At 62.0% G+C, this 25,984-nt stretch carries 29 protein-coding genes; 15 read left to right on the top strand and 14 right to left on the bottom strand.

All coding sequences use genetic code 11. The annotated features are described in order from the left end of the window. Positions 1 to 89: 89 nt before the first annotated feature. The 3 genes from ABEA12_RS13230 to ABEA12_RS13220 are packed head-to-tail and all read left to right on the top strand — an operon-like array spanning position 90 to position 3,140. Positions 90 to 1,415 carry a magnesium transporter MgtE N-terminal domain-containing protein gene (locus ABEA12_RS13230; protein ID WP_345468583.1) on the top strand — a complete coding sequence of 442 codons (1,326 nt, stop codon included), beginning with the start codon at positions 90 to 92 and terminating at the stop codon, positions 1,413 to 1,415. After that, positions 1,408 to 2,034, top strand: coding sequence for a DUF1003 domain-containing protein (locus ABEA12_RS13225; RefSeq protein WP_210100285.1), 627 nt, complete (start codon positions 1,408 to 1,410; stop codon positions 2,032 to 2,034). Before ABEA12_RS13230 ends, ABEA12_RS13225 begins: the two co-directional genes overlap by 8 nt. Further along, positions 2,031 to 3,140, top strand: coding sequence for an Mrp/NBP35 family ATP-binding protein (locus tag ABEA12_RS13220; RefSeq protein WP_210100284.1), 1,110 nt, complete (start codon positions 2,031 to 2,033; stop codon positions 3,138 to 3,140). Before ABEA12_RS13225 ends, ABEA12_RS13220 begins: the two co-directional genes overlap by 4 nt. Before the next feature lie 75 nt (positions 3,141 to 3,215). Here the strand turns inward: ABEA12_RS13220 and ABEA12_RS13215 are convergent, their stop codons facing one another. Genes ABEA12_RS13215 through sigE form a run of 3 tightly spaced genes read right to left on the bottom strand, consistent with a single transcriptional unit; the run spans position 3,216 to position 5,156 of the window. Beyond that, a complete protein-coding gene (locus ABEA12_RS13215; RefSeq protein ID WP_210100283.1) occupies positions 3,216 to 3,593 on the bottom strand; it encodes a sec-independent translocase in 378 nt (125 codons plus the stop codon). A 42-nt stretch (positions 3,594 to 3,635) separates the two neighbouring features. Then, complete coding sequence (locus tag ABEA12_RS13210; RefSeq protein ID WP_210100282.1) at positions 3,636 to 4,544, bottom strand: zf-HC2 domain-containing protein; 909 nt, start codon at positions 4,542 to 4,544, stop codon at positions 3,636 to 3,638. A gap of 3 nt (positions 4,545 to 4,547) precedes the next feature. Further along, complete coding sequence (gene sigE / locus ABEA12_RS13205) at positions 4,548 to 5,156, bottom strand: RNA polymerase sigma factor SigE (RefSeq protein ID WP_210102498.1); 609 nt, start codon at positions 5,154 to 5,156, stop codon at positions 4,548 to 4,550. 228 nt (positions 5,157 to 5,384) lie between these two features. Here sigE and ABEA12_RS13200 point away from each other — a divergent pair, with 228 nt between their 5' ends. Continuing rightward, positions 5,385 to 6,020, top strand: coding sequence for an O-methyltransferase (locus ABEA12_RS13200; protein ID WP_210100281.1), 636 nt, complete (start codon positions 5,385 to 5,387; stop codon positions 6,018 to 6,020). 124 nt (positions 6,021 to 6,144) lie between these two features. Here the strand turns inward: ABEA12_RS13200 and ABEA12_RS13195 are convergent, their stop codons facing one another. From ABEA12_RS13195 to ABEA12_RS13185, 3 genes are all read right to left on the bottom strand, one after another. Then, a complete protein-coding gene (locus tag ABEA12_RS13195) occupies positions 6,145 to 6,312 on the bottom strand; it encodes a DUF3117 domain-containing protein (protein ID WP_210100280.1) in 168 nt (55 codons plus the stop codon). A 112-nt stretch (positions 6,313 to 6,424) separates the two neighbouring features. Further along, positions 6,425 to 6,781 (bottom strand): DivIVA domain-containing protein, encoded by a 357-nt coding sequence (locus tag ABEA12_RS13190; RefSeq protein WP_345468578.1) that lies wholly within the window; start codon positions 6,779 to 6,781, stop codon positions 6,425 to 6,427. Between the two features lie 38 nt (positions 6,782 to 6,819). Next, complete coding sequence (locus ABEA12_RS13185) at positions 6,820 to 7,545, bottom strand: LOG family protein (protein WP_345468633.1); 726 nt, start codon at positions 7,543 to 7,545, stop codon at positions 6,820 to 6,822. Between ABEA12_RS13185 and ABEA12_RS13180 the strand changes: the two genes are divergently transcribed. The 5 genes from ABEA12_RS13180 (at position 7,456) to ABEA12_RS13160 (ending at position 11,116) form a co-directional block, all read left to right on the top strand. After that, positions 7,456 to 7,677: a hypothetical protein gene (locus ABEA12_RS13180; RefSeq protein ID WP_345468639.1), complete on the top strand. Its 222-nt coding sequence runs from the start codon at positions 7,456 to 7,458 to the stop codon at positions 7,675 to 7,677. The genes ABEA12_RS13185 and ABEA12_RS13180 overlap by 90 nt on opposite strands. A 67-nt stretch (positions 7,678 to 7,744) precedes the next feature. Beyond that, positions 7,745 to 8,521 (top strand): amino acid ABC transporter ATP-binding protein, encoded by a 777-nt coding sequence (locus tag ABEA12_RS13175; protein WP_345468576.1) that lies wholly within the window; start codon positions 7,745 to 7,747, stop codon positions 8,519 to 8,521. A gap of 70 nt (positions 8,522 to 8,591) precedes the next feature. Beyond that, the gene (locus ABEA12_RS13170; protein ID WP_210100278.1) at positions 8,592 to 9,449 is read left to right on the top strand and encodes a glutamate ABC transporter substrate-binding protein; all 858 of its coding nucleotides are present in this window, start codon (positions 8,592 to 8,594) and stop codon (positions 9,447 to 9,449) included. A gap of 87 nt (positions 9,450 to 9,536) precedes the next feature. Continuing rightward, complete coding sequence (locus ABEA12_RS13165) at positions 9,537 to 10,217, top strand: amino acid ABC transporter permease (protein ID WP_345468573.1); 681 nt, start codon at positions 9,537 to 9,539, stop codon at positions 10,215 to 10,217. Further along, complete coding sequence (locus ABEA12_RS13160; RefSeq protein WP_210100277.1) at positions 10,214 to 11,116, top strand: amino acid ABC transporter permease; 903 nt, start codon at positions 10,214 to 10,216, stop codon at positions 11,114 to 11,116. Before ABEA12_RS13165 ends, ABEA12_RS13160 begins: the two co-directional genes overlap by 4 nt. A 122-nt stretch (positions 11,117 to 11,238) precedes the next feature. Here ABEA12_RS13160 and dapE read toward each other — a convergent pair whose 3' ends face one another. Then, positions 11,239 to 12,402 carry a succinyl-diaminopimelate desuccinylase gene (gene dapE, locus ABEA12_RS13155; RefSeq protein ID WP_210102494.1) on the bottom strand — a complete coding sequence of 388 codons (1,164 nt, stop codon included), beginning with the start codon at positions 12,400 to 12,402 and terminating at the stop codon, positions 11,239 to 11,241. Positions 12,403 to 12,439: 37 nt separating this feature from the next. On the opposite strand from dapE, the gene dapD reads away from it, so the two are divergent. Both dapD and ABEA12_RS13145 read left to right on the top strand, forming a co-directional pair. Continuing rightward, positions 12,440 to 13,402 carry a 2,3,4,5-tetrahydropyridine-2,6-dicarboxylate N-succinyltransferase gene (gene dapD, locus ABEA12_RS13150; protein WP_210100276.1) on the top strand — a complete coding sequence of 321 codons (963 nt, stop codon included), beginning with the start codon at positions 12,440 to 12,442 and terminating at the stop codon, positions 13,400 to 13,402. Then, positions 13,392 to 14,309 (top strand): hypothetical protein, encoded by a 918-nt coding sequence (locus tag ABEA12_RS13145; RefSeq protein WP_210100275.1) that lies wholly within the window; start codon positions 13,392 to 13,394, stop codon positions 14,307 to 14,309. Before dapD ends, ABEA12_RS13145 begins: the two co-directional genes overlap by 11 nt. Here ABEA12_RS13145 and ABEA12_RS13140 read toward each other — a convergent pair. The 4 genes from ABEA12_RS13140 to fdxA form a co-directional block, all read right to left on the bottom strand. Further along, on the bottom strand, positions 14,306 to 14,923 hold the full coding sequence (locus tag ABEA12_RS13140) for a hypothetical protein (protein WP_210100274.1): 618 nt from the start codon (positions 14,921 to 14,923) through the stop codon (positions 14,306 to 14,308). The two genes, ABEA12_RS13145 and ABEA12_RS13140, sit on opposite strands and share 4 nt — an antisense overlap. A gap of 234 nt (positions 14,924 to 15,157) precedes the next feature. After that, the gene (locus tag ABEA12_RS13135) at positions 15,158 to 16,441 is read right to left on the bottom strand and encodes a citrate synthase (RefSeq protein ID WP_210100273.1); all 1,284 of its coding nucleotides are present in this window, start codon (positions 16,439 to 16,441) and stop codon (positions 15,158 to 15,160) included. A 103-nt stretch (positions 16,442 to 16,544) separates the two neighbouring features. Continuing rightward, complete coding sequence (dapC, locus tag ABEA12_RS13130) at positions 16,545 to 17,654, bottom strand: succinyldiaminopimelate transaminase (protein WP_210100272.1); 1,110 nt, start codon at positions 17,652 to 17,654, stop codon at positions 16,545 to 16,547. Positions 17,655 to 17,665: 11 nt separating this feature from the next. Next, positions 17,666 to 17,989: a ferredoxin gene (gene fdxA, locus ABEA12_RS13125; protein ID WP_210100271.1), complete on the bottom strand. Its 324-nt coding sequence runs from the start codon at positions 17,987 to 17,989 to the stop codon at positions 17,666 to 17,668. A 201-nt stretch (positions 17,990 to 18,190) separates the two neighbouring features. Here fdxA and ABEA12_RS13120 point away from each other — a divergent pair, with 201 nt between their 5' ends. Next, complete coding sequence (locus ABEA12_RS13120; protein ID WP_210100270.1) at positions 18,191 to 18,433, top strand: putative acetyltransferase; 243 nt, start codon at positions 18,191 to 18,193, stop codon at positions 18,431 to 18,433. Between the two features lie 77 nt (positions 18,434 to 18,510). Further along, a complete protein-coding gene (locus tag ABEA12_RS13115; protein WP_210100269.1) occupies positions 18,511 to 19,005 on the top strand; it encodes a helix-turn-helix domain-containing protein in 495 nt (164 codons plus the stop codon). An 86-nt stretch (positions 19,006 to 19,091) separates the two neighbouring features. Here the strand turns inward: ABEA12_RS13115 and ABEA12_RS13110 are convergent, their stop codons facing one another. Both ABEA12_RS13110 and typA read right to left on the bottom strand, forming a co-directional pair. Then, on the bottom strand, positions 19,092 to 19,532 hold the full coding sequence (locus ABEA12_RS13110; RefSeq protein ID WP_210100268.1) for a hypothetical protein: 441 nt from the start codon (positions 19,530 to 19,532) through the stop codon (positions 19,092 to 19,094). Further along, the gene (typA, locus tag ABEA12_RS13105) at positions 19,513 to 21,423 is read right to left on the bottom strand and encodes a translational GTPase TypA (RefSeq protein WP_210100267.1); all 1,911 of its coding nucleotides are present in this window, start codon (positions 21,421 to 21,423) and stop codon (positions 19,513 to 19,515) included. Before typA ends, ABEA12_RS13110 begins: the two co-directional genes overlap by 20 nt. Positions 21,424 to 22,534: 1,111 nt before the next feature. On the opposite strand from typA, the gene ABEA12_RS13100 reads away from it, so the two are divergent. Beyond that, a complete protein-coding gene (locus ABEA12_RS13100) occupies positions 22,535 to 23,029 on the top strand; it encodes a nucleoside deaminase (protein WP_210100266.1) in 495 nt (164 codons plus the stop codon). Positions 23,030 to 23,447: 418 nt separating this feature from the next. Here ABEA12_RS13100 and ABEA12_RS13095 read toward each other — a convergent pair whose 3' ends face one another. After that, entirely contained in the window at positions 23,448 to 24,284 is an 837-nt protein-coding gene (locus ABEA12_RS13095; protein WP_210100265.1) for an endonuclease/exonuclease/phosphatase family protein, read from the bottom strand. A 786-nt stretch (positions 24,285 to 25,070) separates the two neighbouring features. On the opposite strand from ABEA12_RS13095, the gene ABEA12_RS13090 reads away from it, so the two are divergent. Beyond that, positions 25,071 to 25,826 (top strand): YqjF family protein, encoded by a 756-nt coding sequence (locus tag ABEA12_RS13090; RefSeq protein ID WP_210100264.1) that lies wholly within the window; start codon positions 25,071 to 25,073, stop codon positions 25,824 to 25,826. Positions 25,827 to 25,984: the final 158 nt, after the last annotated feature.

The following is a 25,984-nucleotide window of genomic DNA, read 5'->3' as shown; positions in this document are numbered from 1 at the left end:
CGCGTCCATCCGGAGCCCTTCGGGCAGGTCGTGATCGCCACCGCGGCCAAACCATCATGGGCCACAGCGCAGGCAGTAGCCTAGAGAGCGTGAGCAGCAATTCAACGAAGGTCTTCATTGCACGACTACTGGGCCTGGATGTCTTTGACCCGATGGGCGACCGCCTGGGCCGGCTACGCGATGTCGTGGTGATTTCACGCGTGAGCGACAAGCCCGCCCAATGTGTTGGTGTGGTGGTCGAGGTTCCGGGCAAGCGCCGGGTGTTCGTCCCGATGACCCGCATCAGGGCCATGGAAGCCGGGCAGGTCATTTGCACCGGCCTGGTGAACATGCGCCGCTTTGTCCAGCGCGGCGCGGAGATCCTCGTGGCCGCAGAGCTTCTGGACCGGCGGGTCGTCTTCGCCGACGGCAGCGGCCAAGCAGTGGTCGAGGACATCGGCCTGGCCCTGGAACGCAGCGGAGACTGGATCATTTCCGATTATTACGTGCGCCGCGGAGATCCCGCCGGCGGCCTACTGGGCCTGCGCCGCTCCCGCGGGGAACGGCTGCTGGTGTCCTGGGACGCCGTCGTGCACGCTGCCCTGCACGAGCCCCAGGCAGCCAACACCTACGTTGCAGCCCACGACGAGATGAAACCGGCGGACTTCGCCGACGCGCTGCACGAGATGAACCTCAAGCGCCGGGTCGAGGTCGCCAGCGAGCTGCAGGACGACCGGCTGGCAGACGTGCTCCAGGAGATGCCCGACGAGGAGCAGGTGCAGATCCTCTCCGCCCTGGACATGGAGCGCGCCGCCGACGTACTCGAGGAAATGGACCCGGACGACGCCGCCGACCTGCTCAACGAGCTCAGCGAAGACACCCAGCACGCGCTGCTGGAACTGATGGAGCCAGAGGACGCCCGGGACATGCGCCGCCTGCTTGAATACGCCGAGGGCACCGCCGGGTCGATGATGACCCCGGTGCCGGTGATCCTGTCCCCGGAGGCCACGGTCGCCGACGCGCTGGCTTCGGTGCGCCGCGAGGAGTTGAGCCCCGCGCTTGCCTCAACGGTCTTCGTGGCCCGTCCCCCGCTGGAGACACCCACCGGTCGCTACCTGGGCCTAGTGCACATCCAGGCTCTGCTGCGCACCCCGCCGCCGGAATCCCTGGGCAACATCCTGGATTCCGCCGTCGAGCCCATCGACGACATGGCGCAGGTCGCCGAGGTCGCCCGCACCCTGGCCAGCTACAACCTGACCTCGCTGGCCGTGGTGAACGACGCCGGCCGGCTGGTCGGGGCGGTGACCGTCGATGACGTCCTTGACCACCTGCTGCCCGATGACTGGCGCACCCACGACGAACATCCCGAGCCCGAGGCCCTCCCCCTTGCAACGGGCACCGTGCAACCACCAGTGACCGGAGGACCCCATGGCTGAAAAACGCCAATCGACGACAGGCCTGGACACCCCCATGTCGGCCCGCGCCCGGTTCTTCCCGCGCCGTTCGCCTAACCCCGACATGTTCGGCTCCAGCACCGAGAAGTTCGCACGATTCATGGGCACCCCGCAGTTCCTGCTGTACATGAGCATCTTCTGCGTGTTCTGGCTGATCTGGAACACCTGGGCCCCGCTGGATTGGCGCTTTGACTCCGCGGCGCTGGGGTTCACCGCACTGACCCTGATGCTCTCCTTGCAGGCCTCCTACGCCGCCCCGTTGCTATTGCTGGCCCAAAACCGGCAGGATGACAGGGACAGGGTTTCGCTCTCCGAGGACCGCGGCCGTGCCGAGCGCAGCCTCTCGGACACCGAATACCTCACCCGCGAACTCGCCGCCCTGCGCATCGCCCTGCGCGATGTGGCAACCCGCGACTACGTACGCAGCGAATTACGCTCGGCGCTCGAGGACCTGCTGGAAACCGCCGACGGCGAGGAACTGAATCTGCGGGCCAGGAACCCGCGGCGCCGCGAACGCAGCGCCACCAACACCGGACTGATCCCCCAAGTCCCCCGGGGCCCGGGCAATCAGCCGCGCAGAGCAAGGAACGACAACCCATGAACATCGAGCCTCGGCTCCAAGAAGCACTGGCCACCGTCCAGGACCCCGAAATCCGCCGGCCCATCACCGAACTGGGCATGGTCGAATCGGCGTCATTGGACGATGGCACGGTACGCGTGAAGGTCCTGCTGACCATTGCCGGCTGCCCCATGCGCTCGAGAATCGAAGACGATGTCAAAGCGGCACTGGCAGCGGTGCCCGGGGTACGCGAGGTGGACCTGGAACTTGGCGTGATGAGCCCCGAACAGCGCGCGGAGCTGCGCTCCTCGCTGGTTTCGCGCACCACCCCCTTCTCCGATCCCGCCTCGCTGACACGGGTCATAGCCATCGCCAGCGGCAAGGGCGGGGTCGGCAAGTCCTCGCTGACGGCCAACCTGGCCTGCGCCATGGCAGCGGACGGACTGCGGGTGGGCCTGATCGACGCCGATGTCCACGGGTTTTCCATCCCCGGGCTGCTGGGCATCCCCGGCGCCAAGCCAACCCGTGTCGATGAGATGATCCTCCCGCCGGTCGCCCACGGGGTGAAGGTCATCTCCATCGGGATGTTCGTGCCGGACAACAAACCGGTGATCTGGCGCGGTCCCATGCTCCATCGTGCCCTTGAGCAGTTCCTCACTGACGTGCACTTCGGGGACATCGATGTACTGCTGCTGGATTTGCCCCCGGGCACCGGGGACATCGCGATCTCCGTCTCCCAGCTCTTGCCGGGCTCCGAGCTCGTGATCGTCACCACCCCGCAGGCGGCTGCCGCCCAGGTCGCCGAGCGCGCCGGTTCGATCGCCGTGCAGACAGGCCAAAAGGTTGTCGGCGTCATCGAGAACATGAGCGCCCTGGTGTTGCCCGATGGCAGCACGATGGACATCTTTGGTTCCGGCGGCGGCGCGGATCTTGCCCGGCGGTTGTCCCTGGTGCTGGGCAACGACGTCCCGTTGCTGGGCCAGGTGGCATTGGACCCGATGCTGCGCGCCGGAGGGGATGCGGGGGTCCCGTTGGTGCTCTCGGATCCCGGGTCCGCGGCAGCGGAACAGATCATTGCCATGGCCAGGAGACTGGCGCGCCGCCCCCGCGGGCTCTCCGGCAAGAAACTGGGAGTCACCCCGCTCTAGCCCAGGCTGCCACGACAAAAAGAATCAGGGCATCCAGGGTTCCCCGGCCCACAAAAGGGGAATACGCGCTCCGGGCTAGGTCGCTTCGCTATCAAAGGGCGCCGGTTCGTGCGGGGCCAATGGCTTGCTTCGTGTGATCTCCACCGGTCGGTGGGATATTACCGGTTCCTGCTTCGCGGCACTGGCGGCATCGTCGAATTCATCGAGAAGCGCGTCCTTGATGATTCGGCGGGGGTCGTATTGGCGCGGGTCCAGCTTGCGCCAATCCATGTCAGCGATGTCGTCGCCGACCTCTTCGCGCAGCTGCTCCTTGGCTCCCGTGGCCATCTTGCGTAGTTCCTTGACCAGCCGCGCCAGCTGGGACGCGTACTCAGGAAGTTTCTCGGGTCCCAAAATAACGACGGCCAGCACCGCAAGCACCAGCAGTTCACTGCCATTGATTCCCAAAAACACCCTTGAAGACTACCTGCTTTCGAGCGAAGACGAGGCCACTGCCTACTTGAAGTCCAAAACCATGAGGCGGGAGAAACCACGGAGCATTCTCTGCGGGATGTTCTCACTGCCTTGGTCAAAGGACACGATGTGCGTGTGCTCCCCCACGACCAGCCTTTGCAGGATCTGCTCTACATCGGCCTTGGAAAGGTTCGTGCTGACCTTGTATTTTACGTCTTCCATGTTCAACGTGGCCGTACCATCAGCATACGTGACGGCGGCGGCCGCCTTGGCGCCGAGGCGGTGCCCAAGCTCCGTGAGCATCCCCGAGGTCGGATCCGTGGTTGCACCTGCGGACGCGGTCTTCCGGAGACCCACATCCTTGGCCCCGGGCAGTGCACGGGTCTCGGCAAGTTCAACCGTGCGGTGACTATCGGTGTCACTGTCGCTCAGGACCATGGTCACCGTGGCTTCGCCCTTCTTCAGCTGCCCGGATGCCGATGCCAAGGTAAATCCCGCCGCTTCGATAACCGGGCAGGTCCAGCCGGCTTGGCGCAGTTCGCTCAGGGCTCCGGCATCCAGGCTTCGGGCAGTGGATCCCCAAGACTCTGCGGGATCATGTTCCGGTGCCGCATTTGCGGCAGGAGCACCCAGGATCCATGACATTGCCGCTATGGAAGCAACCAACGCGAAGACCAGCAGAAATACGATCATGGGCACGACGCCGATCCCCCGGCGCGTGCCCGCGCCCCGGTCCTGCGGCAGGGAGTAGTGCGCGCCAAGCAACGTTTGTGCGTTCAAGGGTTCGAAGTTGCGCCCGCTGAAAGCAGCGCCTCTTCCCATGCCTTGATCGGACCCGAGTGCGGCCGAGCACGAATCGCAGTACCCCAGGTGTTTTTCAAGCGACTTCCTTCGGCGTCCGCGCAACAGGCCGTCCGCGTAGTCACCTAGCCAACGTTCTTGCTGATGCATTCCCTAGCGCACTCCCGGGATCGTCCGCCGGATAATGGGCAGCGATATCGTTGCCGGGGGCCTGGCTGCCGGGTTGCGGTGCGCCAATTTCTCGCGCAGCATCCCTCGCCCGCGGTGGATCCTGGAACGAACGGTACCGAGTTTCACGTTCAAGGCCTCCGAGACCTCGTCGTAGGAGAGTCCTTCGAGATCGCACAAGACCACCGCGGCACGGAACTCGGGGCTGAGCGCGTCCAAGGCCGCTTGAACGTCGAGATCAAGGTTGTTGTATTCAAAGCTTCGCTCGGGGCCTGGTGCCGTCCCGGGGATCTTCGCTTCCGCGTCCTCGGCAAGCCCGTCAAAACGGATACGTGACTTGCGACGCGCCTGGTCAAGAAACAAGTTCGTGGTGATACGGTGCAACCAACCACCAATGGTGCCAGGGGTGAAGGTATGCAGCGAGCGGAAAACCCGGACAAAGGTTTCCTGCGCCAGGTCTTCGGCATCTTGTCGGTTGCCCGTGAGCCGGTAGGCCAGCCGGTAGACCCGGGGTGAATGGTCCCTGACGATTTCCTCCCAGGTTGGCACCGTAAGCTCGGCAGGCTCGTCGAGGAAGCGTACGTCGCTGGCCATGGACTGAATAGATGCGTTCACGTGACCAAGTCTGGCCCATGCTCCTGAGCGGAAGCTGAAAGTAGTCTGTAACGCCCCTGGTTCGGTTTCTGCCTATCGGGCATCGCTGCGGGGATAGGATGAACCAGCAGGGTTTGTCCACCACGGACGTCGACTCCAACGCACACAAGGTGCAGCGAGCCGAGCCCACCAACCCACTTCGTACCGCAAAGGATTCGCCGAACTCCCATGAACCTGGACATCTTCAGCAGCTGGACATACGCACAGGCTCAGGCTCAAGACGACGAGGTCTTGGAGCGGGCCCGCGAACGCGGGCGCGAACTGGGGGTGGAATCGGTGGGAGCCGCCACGGCCGGATTCCTCACGGTGCTGGCCGCCCTTTCCGGAGCACGGAACATCGTGGAAATCGGAACCGGCGTCGGGGTCTCGGGTACCAGCTTGCTGCGCGGAGCCGGAAAGCATGCCGCGTTGACCACGATCGACATCGATGTCGAGCACTTGGCAGCCGCCCGCGAGGGATTCCACGATGCCGGTGTCGACCTTTCCAGGATCCGGGCCATCTCCGGCCGCGCCCAAACAGTGCTGCCCAGGCTCACCGACAATGCCTACGACCTGGTCTTCATTGATGCCGACAAGTCCCACCTGCTCGAGTACGTCGCCCAAGCCATTCGTTTGGTGAAGGTCGGTGGAATGATCATCATGCACGACGCCTTCGACCAGCATCGCGTGTCCAAGCCAGCCGTGCGCCAACCCAGCACGGTGGCCACTCGCAACGCCTCCCGGCAGCTGCGTGATGACGAACGTTTCCTCACCACGTTGGTCCCCACCGGGTTGGGCCTGCAGCTCGCGGTACGAACAACCTAGAGCAAGCAACGGCGCACCGACCGGCTTCGGGAACCCCGGAACAACGCATCCCCCCGAACATGGCTCGGGGCGGGGGCCCAGCCATTGGCCAGATCCCCGCCCCGAGGCGTTCAAGCACCGCTGACTACTCGGTGGCTCCCACAAGGCATTCACGAAGTGCGGTGGCTTCCTCGACATTGAGTTCAACAACCAAACGCCCACCGCCGTCAATCGGTACGCGCATGATCAGGCTACGGCCTTCTTTTGTGACTTCCATCGGACCATCCCCGGTACGTGGTTTCATCGCAGCCATGAGCGCTGTTCCCTTTCATTTGAGGCAAAGGACCCTTTTGGGCCTTCACCCAGTGGTGAGTTAATTGGCGAGTCCAGGTGTATTTGATTCGCTTTTAACTTGCTACATCCTATTATTCCGAAGAAATGCTCGTGTTGCTAATCACAGGGTCATTTGCGTGTTCCGCGATGACCTCACGTAACCGAGAAATCTCGGTGGAAATCGCATCAAGCACTTCATCGACTTGGTCGCAGCGATAACCACGCAGCGCCAAGGAGAATCGAGCGGAGTCGACATCCGCTGAAGTTGGCTGCTCGGGCAGAAGCACCGGCGGCAAGCTGGCGACGGGCTCCACCAGCCCCTGGATCGGGTCGGCAACCGCTTCGAACCGGCGCCCGGTCCCGCTCGCCCGGGTTCGTGTGGTCCCTATTCCCAGGAACACGGCTGCACCAAGAATGACGATGGCAATCACCAGCAACATGTAGACCATCTATGACTCCTCTAAAATCGTCACGTGCACAACCAGTCTTAGTCCGCCGCAACAAACCCATTGGGCCGTGCCGAGTTGACCATGATATCGACCGCTTCCTCGATGTCGTCGGTGAGCCGGATCAAGTCGAGATCGGGCGGCGAAATCGCACCTTCTTCGACAACCGTGTTTTTCAGCCAATCCAAGAGCGGGGTCCAGTAAGCGGTGCCGACTAACACGATCGGGAACCCCGTGACCTTTTCGGTCTGGACAAGAGTCAGCGCCTCAAAAAGCTCGTCCAGTGTTCCGTAGCCGCCCGGCAAGACAATGAAGCCCTGGGAGTACTTGACGAACATGGTCTTTCTTGCGAAGAAGTAGCGGAAGTTGACGCCCAGGTCCACCCACTCGTTGAGGCCGGTTTCGAACGGGAGCTCAATACCCAGGCCAACCGAAACGCCGCCACCGTTAACCGCGCCCTTGTTCGCGGCTTCCATGGCACCCGGGCCGCCACCGGTGATCACTGCGACACCGGCAGAGGCAATGAGTTCACCGATCCTCTCGGCTTGGAGGTAGCGCTCCGATCCCCGCTTGGTGCGGGCGGAACCGAAGACGCTGATCGCAGGCCCCAGGCCGGCCAGGGCACCGAAGCCCTCAACGAATTCGCTTTGGATGCGCAGCACACGCCAAGGATCGGTATGAGTGAAGTCCTGGTTTCCCCGTTTGCCGCTCTGCCTATCGAGCAAATAGCTGTCCGACTGTTCGGCATCGGCCTGCGCACGACGCAGGACGACCGAGCCCTTCCGGCGAGCCGGGTCCGGCAGCGGATCAAAGTCTTTAGCGTGCGAATTCTGGCGTTGCATGCCCTCAACCCTAACGCCAATACCCGCCCCGACTGGCAACGCAGCGCTTTGATTTGACTACGATTTGGTATCCTCGTTCCGAATAGTAGACGTGAATAGGGTCACGTCGGATAGGGTTCATGTCATGAGCACAGATTCCCACTCGAGTAGCGCTAAGGCGGGCCTGACTCCCATTGTCAAGCTATCTGCCGTTAACAAGCACTATGGACCTCTTCATGTTCTTCAGGACATCAATCTTGAAGTCGACAAGGGTGAGGTAGTAGTCGTCCTAGGTCCATCCGGCTCAGGCAAATCGACCTTGTGCCGCACCATCAACCGCCTGGAAACCATCGATACCGGCACCATCGAAATCGATTCGAAGGTGTTGCCCGAAGAAGGCAAAGCACTGGCGAAGCTCCGTGCCGATGTGGGCATGGTTTTCCAGTCTTTCAACCTCTTTGCGCACAAGACCATCCTGGAAAACGTCACCCTCGGCCCGATCAAGGCCAAGGGGATGAAGAAGGCAGAAGCCGAGAAGCTCGCCATGACCTTGCTGGAACGTGTTGGCGTTGCCAACCAGAAGGACAAGCTTCCGGCGCAGCTATCGGGCGGACAGCAGCAGCGTGTGGCCATTGCCCGTGCGCTGGCCATGCGGCCAAAGGTCATGCTTTTTGACGAGCCCACCTCCGCCCTGGACCCGGAAATGATCAACGAAGTCCTCGACACCATGATCGGCCTGGCCAAGGAGGGCATGACCATGATCGTGGTCACCCACGAGATGGGCTTCGCCCGCAAGGCGGCGGACCGGGTGATTTTCATGGCTGATGGCCAGATCGTCGAGGAAGCGACGCCCGAGGAGTTCTTCACCAACCCGAAGAGCGCCCGTGCCAAGGACTTCCTCGGCAAACTCATTACCAACTAAAACCCAGGCACTTTCTTAGTTCGATGGACGGGGAACTCGCCCTCGTCCTTGATCACAACAAGGAGAAACAATGCGTAAGACTCGTATTGCATCAATAGCAGCCATGGCAGCAGCCGCTGCCTTGGCGCTGACAGGCTGTGGCGGTGGCGGTGGAGACGCCGGCGGCGATGGCGGCGGCGGCGATGGCGGCGGCGGTGGCGACAAAGTGAAGATCGGCATCAAGTTCGACCAGCCTGGTCTTGGCTTCAAGGACGGGGACAAGTTCACCGGCTTCGACGTCGATGTCGCCAAGTACGTTGCCAATGAGCTCGGCTTCAAGGAAGAGAACATCGAATGGGTTTCCGCCCCGTCGGCAAACCGTGAAACCCTGTTGGAGACCAAGCAGGTCGACATGATCCTTGCGACCTACTCGATCACCGATTCCCGCAAGGAGCGCGTTGCCTTCGCCGGACCGTACTTCGTTGCAGGCCAGGACCTGTTGGTCCGCCAGGACGACAGCTCCATCACCGGACCGGACACCTTGAAGGGCAAGAAACTCTGCTCTGTCACCGGTTCCACTTCGGCCAAGAAGGTCTCCGATTCCTACCCAGGCGTCAGCCTGGTTGAGCAGGGCGGCTACGCAGACTGCCTGGGCCTGCTGGAAACCGGCGGGATCGACGCTGTCACCACCGATGACATCATTCTTGCCGGCCTGGCAGCCACCCCAGCCAACAAGGGCAAGTTCAAGGTCGTTGGCAACACGTTCACCGAGGAGATGTACGGCGTCGGCCTGACCAAGGGCAACGACACCTGCGAAAAGATCAACACGGCCATCTCCAAGATGATCAAGGACGGTGAATGGGAGAAGTCGCTCAAGGCCAACACCGAGGGCACCGGCTACACCCCGAACGCCGAGTTGAACCCCCCGACGCCCGAGCCCTGCGCTTAATCGTTGACTGTTTCATTGCGGGACTCATCCGACGCGGGCACCGTGCCGGATGGGTCCCCTTCCAACCGCACCCCAAAGGAGTAGGCCGTGCAAGGCTACCTTTCACTGTGGGATCAGTACGGCGAAGCAATGTTGTCCGCGTTCTGGGGCAACATCCAGCTGACGTTCTGGGCTGCCATCGCCTCGTTCGTGTTGGGCACGATCCTGGCGTTGATGAGAATTTCGCCAGTGCCGAGCTTCCGCGCCTTCGGGACCGCATACGTGAACATCTTCCGAAACACCCCGCTGACGATCATCATGGCCTTCGGCGTGCTGGTGCTCTTCGGCGTCTTCCAAATCCAGTTCAGCTCGGACTTCGACCTGAACTTCTTCCAGATCGCCATCCTCGGATTGTCGATCTACCACGCGGCGTTCTTCTGCGAAGCCATCCGATCGGGTGTCAATACCGTCCCCCTGGGCCAGGCTGAAGCAGCCCGCGCCATCGGGTTGAGCTTCCTGCCGGCGGCCCAGCTGGTCATTTTGCCCCAGGCTTTCCGCGGCGCCATCGCTCCGATGGGCAATGTGCTGATCGCGTTGATCAAGAACACCACGGTCGCCGTCGCCGGCTCCGTGACGGAGATTTCGGGAGTGATGAAGGAAATGCTCGAAATCCGCTCCGACGTCGGGCTGCTGATCTTCTTCACCGTGGCCGTCATGTTCGTGATCGTTGTCATTCCGGTCGGCCTGCTCACGACCTACCTTTCCAAGAAGTTGGCGGTGGCACGATGAAGGCTTCCGAATCCGTACTTTTTGACGCACCCGGGCCCAAGGCGCGGCGTCGCGTCCTGATCGTGAACATCATCGGTGTGCTGATTGCCCTGGCATTGGTTTACTACCTGTACAAGGTGATGAACGACGCCGGACAGTTGACGGCCGAGAAGTGGGCGGTCTTCGGGAAGGGTTCGATCTGGGAGTTCTACATTCTCCCGGGTTTGCTGAACACCCTGAAGGCGGCCGCGGTGGCCATCGTCTCCTCTCTGGTCTTCGGCTTCATCTTCGGCATCGGACGGCTCTCGACCAACAGGGTCATCAACGTGATCAGCTCCGTCGTGGTGGAATTCTTCCGCGCCGTTCCGGTGCTGTTGATGATGATCTTCCTGTGGATCATCCTGGCGCGTACCGGGGTCGTCCCGCCGAGTGATTCCCCGTTCATTGCCGTCGTTGTCGGACTGACGTTGTACAACGGCTCTGTCGTGGCCGAGCTGATCCGCTCGGGTGTCTTCGGCTTGCCCAAGGGCCAGCGCGAGGCGGGCATCGCCATCGGACTGACCCGCAGCCAGTCGTTGCGCAGCATCGAGATCCCGCAGGCGCTGATCGCCATGCTTCCGGCGCTGATCGGGCAGTTCGTCGTGATCCTGAAGGACTCCGCACTGGGGTACATCATCAACTACAACGAGCTGCTGTTCAACGCCAAGCTCATCGGCACCGGCAACTCGAACGTGCTCCAGGCAATCGTGGTTGCGGCCGTCATCTTCATCCTGATCAACTTCGGGCTCTCGAAGTTGGCAGAGATCGTCTCGCGCCGGCTGAGCAGTTCCGGAGTCAGCGCCGCGACGCCGAAGGACCCGGCGATGCCCAATGTCGTCGCGGACGTGGGAACCGCGGTGCCCGGGGATGCCCCGAAGTAACCGGGCTCCGCAGCGCTGCTCCCAGGAGCCAATCCGACCGGCCCGCACCCCCGGTACCTCGTATCATTCGAGGCACGGGGGTGCGGGCCGGATTTTCTTGGCGCGGCGTCAGCCAAGGATGGCTACTGCGCAATCCCGGCGGACCTCGACGTCGTGGATTCCCCGCCCAGCCAGCGGCGCAGGGCGTCCAGGGATTCGTGGATCGCGGCTCGGCTGACGTGTTCGTCATCTGAATGTGCCAGCAGGGGATCTCCCGGGCCGAAGTTCACCGCGGGAATACCCAGCTCGGAGAAGCGGGCAACATCGGTCCAGCCGAACTTCGGCTTCGGTTCGCGTCCCACCGCGGCGACAAATGAGGCAGCTGCCGGGTGCTGCAGCCCGGGACGCGCACCGCCTGCGCCGTCGGTGCGCACCACATCAAAGCCCTCGAACAGCCCAAGGACATGTTCATCGGCACCTTGGATGTCCTTGTCCGGGGCGAAACGGTAATTGACCTCGACTTCGCAGGCATCGGGAATCACGTTTCCGGCGATCCCGCCGTTGATGCGCACCGCGTTCAATGACTCCCGGTAGTCCAGGCCGTCCACCGCGACGGTCCGCGGCTCGTAGTCCGACAAGACCTGCAGGACGCGGGCCGCACCATGTATGGCGTTGGTGCCCATCCAGGCCCGTGCCGAGTGCGCGGCGACACCGTGCGTGTTCACTGCATATCGAGTGGTGCCGTTGCAGCCGCCCTCCACCGTCCCGTTGGTCGGTTCGAGCAGGATCGCGAAGTCCCCGGCCAGCATTTCCGGGCTGTTGCGCAAGAGCCGTCCAAGCCCGGACTTCGGGGCTGCGACTTCCTCGTGGTCGTAAAATATGAAGGTGATGTCCCTGTTGGGATCCTCCAGCGTGGCTGCCAGGGCAAGCTGCACGGCAACGCCGCCCTTCATGTCCGTTGCGCCGCGGCCATAGAGGATCTCGCCCTCCCAACTAATCGGCACCGTCCCCCGGGCTCCGGCAGCGGTGGGCAGCGGAACGGTGTCCAGGTGGCCAGCGAGCACCACCCTCTCCTTCCGCCCCAACCCGGTACGTGCCACGATCGCATCACCGTCGCGATGCACCGCCAGCCAAGGGATCGCGCGCAATGCGGCCTCAACCGCGTCAGCCAGTACCCGCTCGTTGCCCGAGACGGATTCGATGTTTATCAGGGCCGCGGCAAGCCCGGCCACGTCGCCGTGTAAATCGAGTTCGATGGGTGCGCCGGCTTTGGCACCGGACGCTGGGCTGGGTTCGCTTTGCACAATCCAAGTTTAGTTCGGGTTGCCACGCTAGGATTGATTCATGACACCGGTAGATCCATCACTGACACCTGCTTCCGCACAAAACCTCAGGATTGCCTCTGCCCACGGCCTGGCCACCTTCGATTCCGAGGGCGCGGTACTGGATGCCTGGTTCCCGGATCCCAAGCTCGGCACCTTGGAGGACACCCCGCAGATCGCGCGCGACATGGCTGCCGCGGCACGCAACGATGCCCAGCGCGGGACCACCCAAAAGGTCATCGCCCTGGAAATCAACCTCGATGTCGCCCCGGCCGACGCCCCCGATATCTGGCTGCGCCTGCACCTTCTTTCCCACCGCCTGGTGACCCCGAACAACGTCAACCTCGATGGCGCCCTGGACCTGCTGCAAAACGTCGTGTGGACAAACTTCGGTCCCTGTTCCGTCGCCGACTTCGAGCTCACCCGCCTGCGCCTGCGACCGCGCGGCAGCCTCACCGTCTACGGGATGGACAAGTTCCCCAGGATGCTCGACTACGTCGTTCCCACCGGTGTCCGCATTGCCGAAGGCGGCCGCGTCCGCCTCGGCGCGCACTTGGCGCCCGGTACCACCGTGATGCACGAGGGTTTCGTGAACTTCAACGCCGGAACCCTTGGCGTTTCGATGGTCGAAGGACGCATCTCCTCCTCGGTCGTGGTCGGGGACGGATCAGATGTGGGCGGCGGTGCCTCGATCATGGGTACCCTCTCCGGTGGCGGAAAGCAGCGAATCACCATTGGCCGGAGGGTCCTGCTGGGCGCGAACTCCGGTGTCGGTATTTCCATCGGCGACGACTCGGTGGTCGAGGCCGGGTTGTATGTCACCGCCGGCAGCCGGGTCCAGATCGGGGACCGCGTGGTCAAGGCGCTTGAACTCTCCGGTGTCCCCAACCTGCTCTTCCGCCGCAACTCCATCACCGGCGCCGTCGAGGCGCTCCCGCGCGCCGGACAGCACGTCGAGCTGAACGCCACCCTTCATGCCAATTGATGCACACCAACGTGTGCTTTCGCTCGGTGGCACCGCGCCAGAGGAAGCACACGGCCGGCATCGGCGGACCCGCCGCTGGGCCCGAACCCTGTTGGCCCTGACGCTTGCCGTTGCACTCATTGGCGGGGCGCTCCTTGCCGCGGTGAATTTCATCGGCTTGGATACCCCGGTCGTAAAACAAAAATGCACTGCGCTGGTTGGTTCCACGCTGCACACCTTGACCCCCGACCAGGCTTCAAACGCCGCGTTGATCGCCGCCGTCGCCACCCGCCGGGGGATGCCCACCCGTGCCGGCGCCATCGGGATCGCCACCTCGATGCAGGAATCCAAGCTCACCAACATCGACTACGGCGACAACGCCGGCCCCGATTCGCGCGGGTTGTTCCAGCAGCGACCCTCCATGGGCTGGGGCACCGAGGCCCAGGTCTCCGACCCGCTCTACGCCTCGGACCGCTTTTTCGAGGAACTCTCCACCTTTGACTACAAGTCCATGTCACTGACCGATGCGGCACAAAAGGTGCAGCGCTCGGGGTTCCCGCTGGCTTACGCGGCCCACGAGGAAGAAGCCATGGCGTTCGCTTCCGCACTCACCGGGGCGTCCCCCTCGACCCTGAATTGCACGCTGCGTCCGGCCCAAGGGGAAAGCTCGCTAAAGACCGTGGCCACGGACCTGGCAGATGCCACGGGCAAGAAGGCACAGATCCTGAAGGGAAACCGCGTACGGATCCCGGTACGCGGCAAACAAGGCTGGGCCATCGCCCAATGGGCCGTGGCCAACGCCGAAAAGCACCACACCGAGTCGGTATCGTATGCAGGACTGGTCTGGGACAGGCCCGGGGGCCGCTGGGCGCCCCAAACGACAGACGATGGCTACGTGCTTATCACGTTGGCCGGCGCCAAGGGCTAGCGGCCTTCCACGGCCTGGGACAGCAGGTCGACGATGGGTTGCAAGTAGCTGTGAAACAGCGTTGCATCCCTGATCAATTCCTGGCTGAGGATCACGGTGTCCGGTTCCACGAACCAGGCGCGGCGTTCGGCCAACGGCAGTTCGACCAGCTTCAGGTGGAAGTCCCCCGTGTAGGTCCCTTCCAACTCGCGCACGGCAAGCAGCTGCGCCACCTTGGCCACGAGCTCGTTGCTGTCGCCTAGGCACACGTCCCGGTACTCCCCCAGTCGGTTCTGCGTCCAGGTATAGGCGCTGCCGTAGTGGGCACGCAGGAGGTGCTGGAGGCTTGGCGAATCGGAAAAGTCCGCGAAATCCGGTTCCTCGTGGATATCGATGCCCTGGTCGGTTTCCGAAATGATGCGTTCCCACCAGCTCTGCCACTCCTGGCGCAACTCGCCGATCGAGTGACCGGCCATTTCGTGTTCCGACGCCGGCTTCACCTTGGGACTCAACGCAGCCAAGCTCGGACTGCCGCAAGACTCGATCGCTGCCAGATCCCTGATATACAGCGCCAGCAACATCTCTTTGTGCGTATCGGCCGAAACGCTCCAGCCGGAACCTGAATCCTTCACCATCAGGGCACACCCGCTTCTTTCTGTTCCCTCGCCTACTTCAAGGATAAACCCGATCCCGTGGAATGGACCGTTTTTCCACGGATACCGGCTCCCTGGAATGGGGCGGGACAACGAAGGGGGACGGTGCCCTCACAGGAGTTGAATCCTGCGACGGCACCGTCCCCTTTGGAAGTCGCTGCCCCGGACAAGGCGCACGGAACGGTTTCTCGTCCCGGCGGCGATGCGCGGAAGGTTTTAGCGGTTCGGGTAGTTGCGTTCCGGCTCGCCGGTGTAGAGCTGGCGCGGACGCCCGATCTTCAAATCCGGGTCCTGGAGCATTTCGCGGTACTGGGCGATCCAGCCCGGCAGGCGCCCGATGGCGAAGAGCACCGTGAACATCTTCTCTGGGAAACCCATGGCCTTGTAGATCAGGCCCGTGTAGAAGTCCACGTTCGGGTAGAGCTTGCGCGAGATGAAGTAGTCATCGTTGAGCGCGCGCTCTTCCAGGGACATGGCGATGTCCAGCAGTTCGTCGTTTCCGCCGAGCTTGGAGAGGATCTCGTGCGCGGTGGACTTGATGATCTTGGCGCGCGGATCATAGTTCTTGTAGACACGGTGCCCGAAGCCCATGAGCCGGACCCCGTCTTCCTTGTTCTTGACCTTCTCCATGAAATCAGCGGGCTTCATGCCCTCGGACTGGATCTGGCGCAGCATCTTCAGGACTGCCTCGTTGGCACCGCCGTGGGCGGGCCCGGAGAGTGCGTTGATGCCCGCTGAGACCGAAGCGAACATGTTCGCATTCGAGGAACCGACAAGGCGCACGGTGGCGGTGGAACAGTTTTGCTCGTGGTCCGCGTGCAGGATCAGCAGCTGGTCCAGGGCCTTGACGATGACCGGATCCATTTCGTACGGCTCGGCGGCGAGGCCGAAGCTCAATCGCATGAAGTTCTCGACAAGGTTCATCGAGTTGTCCGGGTAGAGCAGTGCCTGTCCGACGGACTTCTTGTGCGCGTAGGCGGCAAGCACGGGCATCTTGGCCAACAGGCGGATGGTCGAGAGTTCGACCTGTTCGTCATCGAACGGATTCAACGAGTCCTGGTACCAGGTCGAAAGCGCAGTGACGGCCGAGGAGAGAACCGGCATCGGGTGCGCGTCGCGGGGGAAACCGCCGAAGAAGCCCTTGAGCTCTTCGTGCAACAGCGTATGGTGGCGAATCTTCTGGTCAAACGCTTCCAACTCGGTGGGAGTAGGAAGGTTTCCGTAGATCAGCAGGTAGCTGGTCTCCAGGAAACTGGACTTCTCCGCCAGCTGCTCGATCGGGTAGCCGCGGTAGCGCAGGATCCCTGCATCACCATCGATGTACGTGATCTCGGACTTTGTTGCTGCCGTGTTCATGAAGCCGGGGTCGTAAGTCACTGCTCCTGTTTCTTTCAACAGGGGCGCGATGTTAAAGCCGTTATTGCCTTCTACCGCGGGCACAACAGGGAGTTCTATGTTGTTGCCGCCGAAGCTGAGCTGAGCAGAATTGTTTTCCGTCATTGTCTCTCCTAACCGGAATGCAGATGAATCCGATGGTCAGTAATCACTGTCACGCTACCGTTTAGTAGGCTCTGGACACCAATTGGTTTGTCACGTTTGTGTATCAGGTAGCCGCGTTCATCCGCTGTACGGCGCTGGTGATCCGCTCATCGCTCTCGGTCAGGGCGATGCGTACATGCTTTGCAGCGGCCTCGCCGTAGAAGGCACCGGGTCCTGCAACGATGCCCAGTTCCGCCAGCTTGCCCATGGTGATCCAGCAGTCCTCATCGGCGGTGCACCACAGGTAGAGGCCTCCGGCCGAATCCTCGATGCGCAGCCCGAAGGCGCCAAGCGCCGGGATCAGCGCTTCGCGACGCGCCCGATACACGTTTTTTTGGGCTTTGACGTGCTCGTCGTCGTCCAACGCCGCAACCATGGCCGCCTGCACCGGAGCCGGCACGATCATTCCTGCGTGTTTGCGGTTGTTGATCAGCGAGGGCATCAAGTTCGGGGCCCCTGCCACGAACGCCGCACGGTATCCGGCGAGATTCGATTGCTTAGAGAGCGAATATACCGACAAGAGGTCGTTGGTGTCGCCACCACAGACGGATTCATGCAGGATGCTGGGTACCCCGGCTTCGTGTTCGCCCCACCCAAGTTCGGCGTAACATTCATCCGATGCAACGACGGCGCCCAGGGAGCGGGCGTCATCGACAAGCACCTTGAGTTCCGCGGCACCGCGGATGGCACCGGTGGGGTTGCCCGGCGAATTGATCCACACGAGCTTGACCCGCGCACGATCCGACTCGCAGAGGTCCGCCAGCGAATCGGCGGCGAGGGATTCGGCACCGGCCAGGCGAGCACCGATGTCGTAGGTGGGGTAGGCAACCAGCGGGCGGACCACCAGGTCTCCGGCACCCAGGCCCAGCAGCAGCGGCAGCCAGGCCACCAGCTCCTTGGACCCGACCGTCGGCATGACATCGTTCGGTCCCAGCCCGTGGACGTCGCGTCGACGCCCGTACCAGCGCACGATCGCTTCGCGGACCGCGGGGGTGCCGTTGGTGGTGGGGTAACCGGGGGCATCGGCTGCCTCGCGCAGTGCCTGCATGATGATCTGGGGCGTGGGGTCCACCGGGGTGCCGATGGAGAGGTTCACTGCCCCTCCTTCGTGCTCGGCGGCACGGGCAAGGTAGGGGGCAACGGCGTTCCACGGATATTCAGGCAATGTAAGCATTGTGGGGCTGATCAGTCCTGGACCTGGGGAGGAAGTGCGGCAATGATCGGGTGGTCGATGCCCATGTTGCCCAGCTTGGCCGCGCCGCCGGGGGAACCTACCTCGTCGAAGAACTCGACATTGGCCTTGTAGTACTCGGCCCATTTCTCCGGAGTGTCATCTTCATAGTAGATGGCCTCGACCGGACAAACCGGCTCGCAGGCGCCACAGTCAACGCATTCGTCGGGGTGGATGTACAACGAGCGTTCACCCTCGTAGATGCAATCCACGGGGCATTCCTCGATGCACGCCTTGTCTTTGACGTCGACACACGGCTGGGCGATGATGTAGGTCACAGTACCCGGGGCCTTCCTTCACTACGGAATCACGATCGGTTGACTCATGAGCCATGCGCAGACGCATGCTTCCCCACCAGCTTAGTACCGTTGGAACTTCTTTGCTCCGTCGAGTCCGGCAACGATGCCCCGATGTGGGCTCCGGCACACCTTGGTGCGCACAAGCCCGGCCCATGCCTTCGGTGTGCTTAGACTCAAGGCATGGCACAGGATTTCTTTTCCACCCTCGTAATGGGCGCTCGCGTGGTCGTGCGCCATCGATTGGAAGCAGCGGACCGCGGAGGCTTCGGCGAACAGTTCAGCGACGCGCTAGGATACGTGCGGGCGGTGGACGAGGCGCACGTCGAAGTGGAAACCCGCGGCGGCACGGTGTCGATCAAACATTCCGCCATCACCCACGCCAAGTCCGTTCCTCCCCCTCCGCCACGCCGGCAGCCCCGCTAGAGGACTGCGGCCGATGGCCACACACCGAGCGATTTGAAAGTTTCAATCAGTACAGGGATTTCCCGTATGCTGTTTCCATGGCCACAGATGAAGAGGTTCAGGCCCGTGCCCGGGCACTTAGCTCACCGCTCAGGCTACGTATCCTGCGCCTTTGCTTGCACGAATCACGAACCAACAAGGAAATCTCCGACATCCTGTCGATCAATCCGGCAACGTCGCTGCACCACGTACGCACCTTGCTCTCCAACGGATTCCTGGCCGCGGAAGAAACCCGCCGGGGCAACCGCGGAGCCAAGGAGGTGCCGTATCGCAGCACGAAGCTCTCCTGGGGAACCAAGCTACCCGACGCGGCGCCCCTGTTGGTCGATACCTTCCTGCAGGAGATAGACGGCCTGGCACCGCAGGAAATGCAGGCCATGCGCGTGGGGCTCAAGCTCAGTGAAACCACGCAAAAAGAGATGATGGACCGTATCCACGCGGTCATCGAGGACTATGCCACCCGCGATTCAGAGCCAGACGGGGTAGCCACCTCGCTCTTCATTGCCCATCACCTTGACTTGAAGTCGGCATAGCAACCCGCACCACAAGAAAACAAAAAGCTCGATCCTGCAAGGTGTCGCCTTGCAGGATCGAGCTTTTTAAATCAGTTCCAGGCAAATTAGCCGCTCGAGCGCGCCATGACGCGCAACTGCTTCGAGACCAACAGTATCGCCGCGATGACAGGAACGATGATGCCGTACACCCATATCCCACCAGCCAGCGCAGGACCCGGCAGCACCTTGAAGAGCTGCGTCGAGACGATCATCTGGTTCTGCTGGTCCAACGAAATCAATGCCACGAAAACGTAGGTCAACAACCCCGTGAGAGCACTGACCCACAGCTTGCCCCGCAGCAGGCCGACCCAATAGGTCAGCGCGCCGGTCAGGACAAGTGCCAGGATCGCTCCCCAGGGAAGCGGAACGTCCCCGGCATATGACACCAAAGCGTGCAGGATCGTACCGATCACCGCAGCCAGTGCCCCGGCCGCCAATGCGGCCAGGACGCTGAGAAGGCTTGCGGCGCCGGCGCCAGGTGCCTTGTTAGGCCTTGGCCCGGGCACGGTGGGCCTTGGCACGGTCGTTGGAGTTCAGGATGAGCTTGCGGATGCGGATCGCTTCCGGGGTGACCTCGACGCATTCGTCCTCACGGGCGAATTCGAGTGATTCTTCCAAGGTCAGCTGGCGCGGAGGTGTCAGGTTCTCGAAGGTATCCGAGGACGCCGCACGCATGTTGGTGAGCTTCTTTTCCTTGGTGATGTTCACGTCCATGTCATCGGCGCGCGAGTTCTCCCCGACGATCATGCCCTCGTAGACCTCGGAGGTCGGCTGAACGAAGAATGAACCGCGTTCCTGCAGGTTGATCATGGCGAATGGGGTGACGGTACCTGCGCGGTCGGCGATCATCGATCCGTTGGTGCGGTATTCGATCGGGCCGTGCCACGGCTCGTAGCCCTCGGCCAGCGACGCAGCAATGCCGGCGCCACGGGTGTCAGTCAGGAACTTGGTGCGGAAACCGATCAGCCCACGGGCCGGAACGATGAATTCCATGCGGCACCAGCCGGTGCCGTGGTTGGCCATGTTGACCATGCGGCCCTTGCGGGCTGCCATCAGCTGGGTCACGTTGCCGAGATATTCCTCGGGGACGTCGATGGTCATGTGGTCCATCGGCTCGTTCACCTTGCCGTCGATCTCCTTGGTGACGACCTGGGGCTTGCCCACCGTCAACTCGAAGCCTTCGCGACGCATCTGCTCAACGAGGATCGCCAGGGCCAGCTCGCCACGACCCTGGACTTCCCAGGCATCCGGACGCTCGGTCGGCAGGATGTGCAGCGAAACGTTGCCGATCAGTTCGCGGTCCAGGCGGTCCTTGACCTGGCGCGCGGTGACCTTGGCTCCCTTGACCTTGCCGGCCAGCGGCGAGGTGTTGATACCGATGGTCATCGAGATCGCAGGCGGGTCGACGGTGATCATCGGCAGCGGCTTCGGGTTCTCCAAATCAGTGAGGGTTTCACCGATCATGATGTCTTCGATGCCGGCAACTGCGACGATCTCGCCCGGACCGGCGGATTCGGCAGGAACACGGGACAAGCCCTTGGTGGCCAGCAATTCCGTGATCTTAACCGTCTTGATGGTGCCGTCCTGGCGGGCCCATGCAACCTGCTGGCCCTTGCGCAGGGTGCCGTTGAAGATGCGCAGCAGTGCCAGGCGGCCCAGGAACGGTGAGGCGTCAAGGTTGGTGACGTGTGCCTGAAGGACTTCGCCCTCGGTGTAGGTCGGGGCCGGAACGTGCTTGATGATGGTCTCGAACAGCGGCTCGAGATCCTCGTTGTCCGGCAAGGATCCATCGGCGGGCTGGTTTTTCGATGCGTAGCCGGCCTTGCCGGAAGCGAAGACGATCGGGACGTTGAGGATCTTGTCCAGGTCAAGGTCCGGCGCTTCGTCGGCAAGGTCCGAGGCCAGGCCCAGGAGCAGGTCCATGGAATCGGAAACGACGCCGTCGATGCGGGCATCGGGACGGTCGGTCTTGTTGACCACGATGATCACCGGCAGGTTTGCGACCAGTGCCTTGCGCAGCACAAAACGGGTCTGCGGCAGCGGGCCCTCGGAGGCGTCAACGAGCAGCACCACGCCGTCGACCATGGATAGGCCGCGCTCTACTTCGCCACCGAAGTCGGCGTGACCCGGGGTATCAATGATGTTCATGGTCATGTTGTGACCGTTGGCGGCCGGGCCGGTGTAGAACACTGTGGTGTTCTTGGCCAGGATGGTGATGCCCTTTTCGCGTTCAAGCTCGCCGGAGTCCATCACACGATCTGCGGTCTCGCCATGGCTGTCGAATGCACCGGTCTGCTGGAGCATTGCGTTGACCATGGTGGTCTTGCCATGGTCAACGTGCGCAACGATAGCTACGTTGCGCAGGTCTTCACGACGAATGGTGGTGGTATCTGACATACGAAAAGGCTCACTTCTTCTAGAGAATTTTGGGTCTCGGGGTCGGGGCCACGACTGACCCAATTAACCATTCTAGTACTAATGCGAAAACTAGTGTAAAACGTGCCCCAACTCACGGAAAAAATCTTTGCCTTTCCAGTATCTTCACTGCGGGAAAACTGGGCCGCCGACCGGTCTGCTCGGCATCCCCGCTGGCGGAATTCACCGTGGACTTCCTTGTTTGCCGGCTCAGTCTCCGTGCTTTCACGTATCCGGCCACCATCGCCAGCCCAGAGCTGGCTGGATGGCTATTCGTTCCGTGCTGGGCGCATGGGGAAACTCAGCGACGAGGTCCAAGCCAAGCCGTCCATCATTTGGATCGTGGGTAGATCATGGTGCAGCGTGGAGGTGCCAGCGAACCAATCCCTGGTGCGCGGTGCTCCAGGTGCCTTCGTACAGGATTCACAGGCCGCCTGCATCGAACGACTGCCGATGGTGGATCGAATGGCAGGGCCAGAACGCTTACGGATGCCCAGGTACTGCTTCAACGGCGGGGCAACCACTTCTGGTTGCCAGGTCGCTTGCATTGGGAATGCTGGCCCCAGGTGGTGACCAATAGACGCGGCAACCAATTACCTTCGGGCCTTCTCTATCGGACGGACGCGACTGGTGGCTTGACGATGGCGCCGGAGAGCCGGGGCTACCAGCTTGAGGCTGTGCCTGACGCACTAAATCCCCGACATCCCAACGCCGAGCAACCCGCACAACGGAGGGAAATACGACACGTCAAAGCAGGCGCAAACGAGTTCCCGTTCAGTTTTAGCAGCCTGGCCCGACATGTTGATCACGACGCCATTTGCTGCCTCGCCGTACAGAGCGTCCATGAGAAGGGCACTCCCTCAATGCCTGGACCTTGCTAAAGCCGCACCCGAAGATCTGCGCCGCTTGGATCCCTGGCTGCCCTGCTTGCTCTCGGTCCACCGGATAGCCCAAACCTTTCTTTTCGTCGTCGGATCCATGATCTCCCCTTCCCGCCAGGCAATACCGTTCGAATGCCATGCCGGTCGCGCCGGATGGTGAAACATGGCATATCTGCTGCACCCCGCACATCCCGGGACGTAGGGTGTGATGCATGGATAGCTATGACCCTCAGGGCACCACAGACAGTCGCTTCATCGAGCGTTCCGTTGAACTCGCGTGTGAGAACGTCGATGCCGGCGGCAAGCCGTTCGCCTGTCTGCTGGTCCATCAGGGAAACGTGGTCATCGAGGCGACCAACCAAGTGGCGCAAACGGGGGATGTCACAGCGCATGCCGAAATCCAGGCCCTTCGCCTGGCCGCCGAGCAGGGCCTGACCGATTTCAGTGAATTCGACGTGTATATCACCGCCCATCCATGTCCCATGTGCTTGGGCGCACTTTACTACGCGGCACCCCGCGCCGTCATCTATGCAGCCACCCGGGAAGAAGAAGCCAGGCACTACGAAGACGGCAACAAGTACATGGAGTTGGCTTCGTTTTACGATGAATTCGACAAGGATCCAGCTGAGCGTTCCCTGCCCATGTATCAGGGTTCGCATCCTGATCCTGCAGCTTCATTCCGCTATTTTGCGCAAAAGAACGCTTAGCGCAACAGATCTCTTCCCGCGGTTCAAGGCCGTGCTGACAGCAACCCAAGGTGCTGATAGGCGAATCCGGTGCACTATATCGAGGCAGCCATCCGGTGGCCAGCTGCGAGGTGGATCCCCAGGAAGGATCCCAGGGCTTGCACTCGTGGCGCACGCTTCGGAAGCCCCGGTCTGGCGCTCCGACGGCACAGATGCTTATCGGGTTCAAGTCGCATCCGGCCTAGCTTGCGGTCATGCGAAGCCGAGCACATAAGCCGGCAACCCGATCCACGGGAATTGCGGGCAACAACTGACTCGATTCAGTGTCCGTGGGCATGGAACCGCGGTGGCACCAGAGCTCTGGGCCTTATGGGTCCTTGCATTCGCGCTGGCATATCCTCGGGGCAGTCCCCAAGGGATGCAGGGAAGGTGTCTGCGATCACCGGTGTGGAGGGTTCCCGGATAGAATCAAGACCGCTTGAACTGGCAGGTGGTCAGATGCCCACGCATCCGCATTCCGCTGCTGGTTGATCGCGGCTCGATCGACCCGGAAGGCCGGCGAGGCCAAAATCCAGTCCAGCCTGTCGATACCGCTACGCGGTGTTTGGTAGTTCGAATAGGTGCCCCATTCCTCGCTGTCATGGCTCTGTGCCTTGGCCCAGGTTTCAGCGAGCAAACCGCTACCAAGCAGCTTGCGCAAAGGGACGCTGCCTGCTCCTGCATTCATGTCCCCCATAACGACAGCGGGTAGAACCGCTGTGGAGACGACGTCGCGAATAGCTTGTGCCGAACGCAGGCGTGAACGCGCGGACAGGTGGTCCAGATGAGTATTGAGCACCATAAACTGTCTGGAGGTCGCGCGATCCTCGAACGTCGCTGAAACCAGGATGCGCGGAAGAATGTTTCCCCATGAGGTCGAACCGGGGCGGGTCGGCCGGTTTGAGAGCGCCAACTGTTCCCAGTCTCTCAGCTGGAGCCTTTCAGCGTCGTAGTAAATGGGGCAACCTTCGCCGCGGCCATCGGCTGCCCTGCCGTGGCCGACCTGCCGGTAGCCATCTCCCAAGGAATCCCCGACAAATCTGGCTTGATCCGGGAGGGCTTCTTGCACTCCAAGCAGCGTGGGACGCTCTGCTTGGAGAAGTTCCCTCAGCGCCGGAGCCCTGCGGTCCCACCGGTCAACGGCCTTGGGGATGAGGTGCCTGACTCGCCGACGGATATTCCAGCTCATCACGTGCACAGAGGGCTCCACCACGTAGCCAATCAGTGGATCTACCACCTGTGAAGCCGCTGCCATGGGTCCAGCGCCGGAATCATGGTCTTTGAATTCACGGGCCGCTTCGGAATTTCCAGGTCCGGGTACCCAAGTGCGAGCACCACCCTTGATCCCTGGAGGAAAGAATCCCGGCCCGCCTGCACAGGGGCGTTGCCAAAGCACCTGCGGATGCCGTGCGGGCAGAATCGCGCGCTACGGAAGATCTTCATCGCCATTGCGAAATTTTGGCTCTGAAGTACAGAGCTTTATGGTCTTCGACGTTGTGGCATGAACAGCTGGGATACGCAAGCAACGCCGGCAAAGGCCGGTACGTCGATTTCCGTACCGGTTCACGGACCCCCCGGGGCGATGATGCAATGCAGCGGGAAAGTTCCGCCCCGCCATCCCATATCGGCAATGCCACGAAATCCGCTGGGCGACAACGATCCCGATCCAGAGCGTGGTTCTCAGCCTGCATGGTTCTTCCCTTACTCTTCTACCGCTAACCCATACACTAGCGCGCTGGCTCAGGTTCCATCAGGGTCCCCCTCCCGGCAGATGGGAATGGTTTCTTTGCCGGGAATGGCTCCCGCATCTGGAGGCCATTGCCGCGGCCGGAGCGCGCAGACTGCTTCGGCTCCGTTCACGCTGTAACGTGAAGTCCACGAGCAGGCGAAGGATGAGGGATTGGTGGATGCAAATGATGTATGTGTATGCCGGCACAACTGGTCAAGGACGGTCCGTTGTTACCCGAAATCCCGGTGGGTTGATCCCCAAGTCGGGCATCGGACGCGATCGACAGGGTTCACGATGAGCTCCCCCGCATCGCCTGGACAGGCTCCGCCGCTGGGTAGCACCGCAGTCCTGAAGCAACGCTGGAGCGAGGTGACGTTCCTTCATTGGAAGGTCGATCCGGCACTGGTTGCGCCCTATATGCCCGCGGGGTGCTCACCTGATGTGATTGACGGCAGTACCTGGGTAGGACTCATAGCGTTTCAAATGTCCAAGAGTTCATTCTTTGGAGGCCCAAGCATCCCGTGGCTCGGCGACTTTCCGGAAGTTAACGTTCGGCTGTACTCGATTGATGGACGTGGTCGTCGCGGGGTGGTCTTCCGCAGCCTTGAGGCCTCACACCTCATCCCGGTGCTCGTTGCCCGGGCTGCATTCGGCCTGAAATACCAATGGGCTGCCATGAAGTTGGAAAAGCACGATGGCAAGGTCGCTTATCTCACCAAACGGCACGGTCAACCCGGTGCCTCATCCCATCTGATCGTTCGTCCGGTGCAAGAACCTGCGGCGAACCTTGGACTTGCGGCAGATCCGGTGTCAACGTTTTTGACCTCACGCTGGGGTTTTCACGAAAGCCATCTCGGGCACACCATTTACTGCCGCAATCACCACGAACCTTGGCCACTTCAACATGCCGAGGTCGTGTATCTGAACGACGGGCTACTGGCTGCTGCGGGCTTCGAAGGACTGGCTGATCGGGCGCCCGACTCGGTGTTGTACGCCGCCGAGGTCACGACGGTTTTCGCTGCGCCGCAGAAGCGCAATCGCACTCGTTAGCCATCACTAAACGACCTTGGGGTATAAATGAGGCTCTACTGACTCTTCCGTGGGTCATCCCCGTCCCGGGAGTACCGGTTTCCGGCCTCCGAGGCTGAGCATCGCCAGGCCGATGAGGGCTTCGGGAGCTTTGAATCCGAAGGCCACCCGGGTGATGA

The organism is Paeniglutamicibacter antarcticus (assembly GCF_039544305.1).
Classification (GTDB): domain Bacteria; phylum Actinomycetota; class Actinomycetes; order Actinomycetales; family Micrococcaceae; genus Paeniglutamicibacter; species Paeniglutamicibacter antarcticus_C.
Note: the sequence above shows the minus strand (reverse complement) of the source record. Positions and strands in the feature narration are given on the sequence as shown.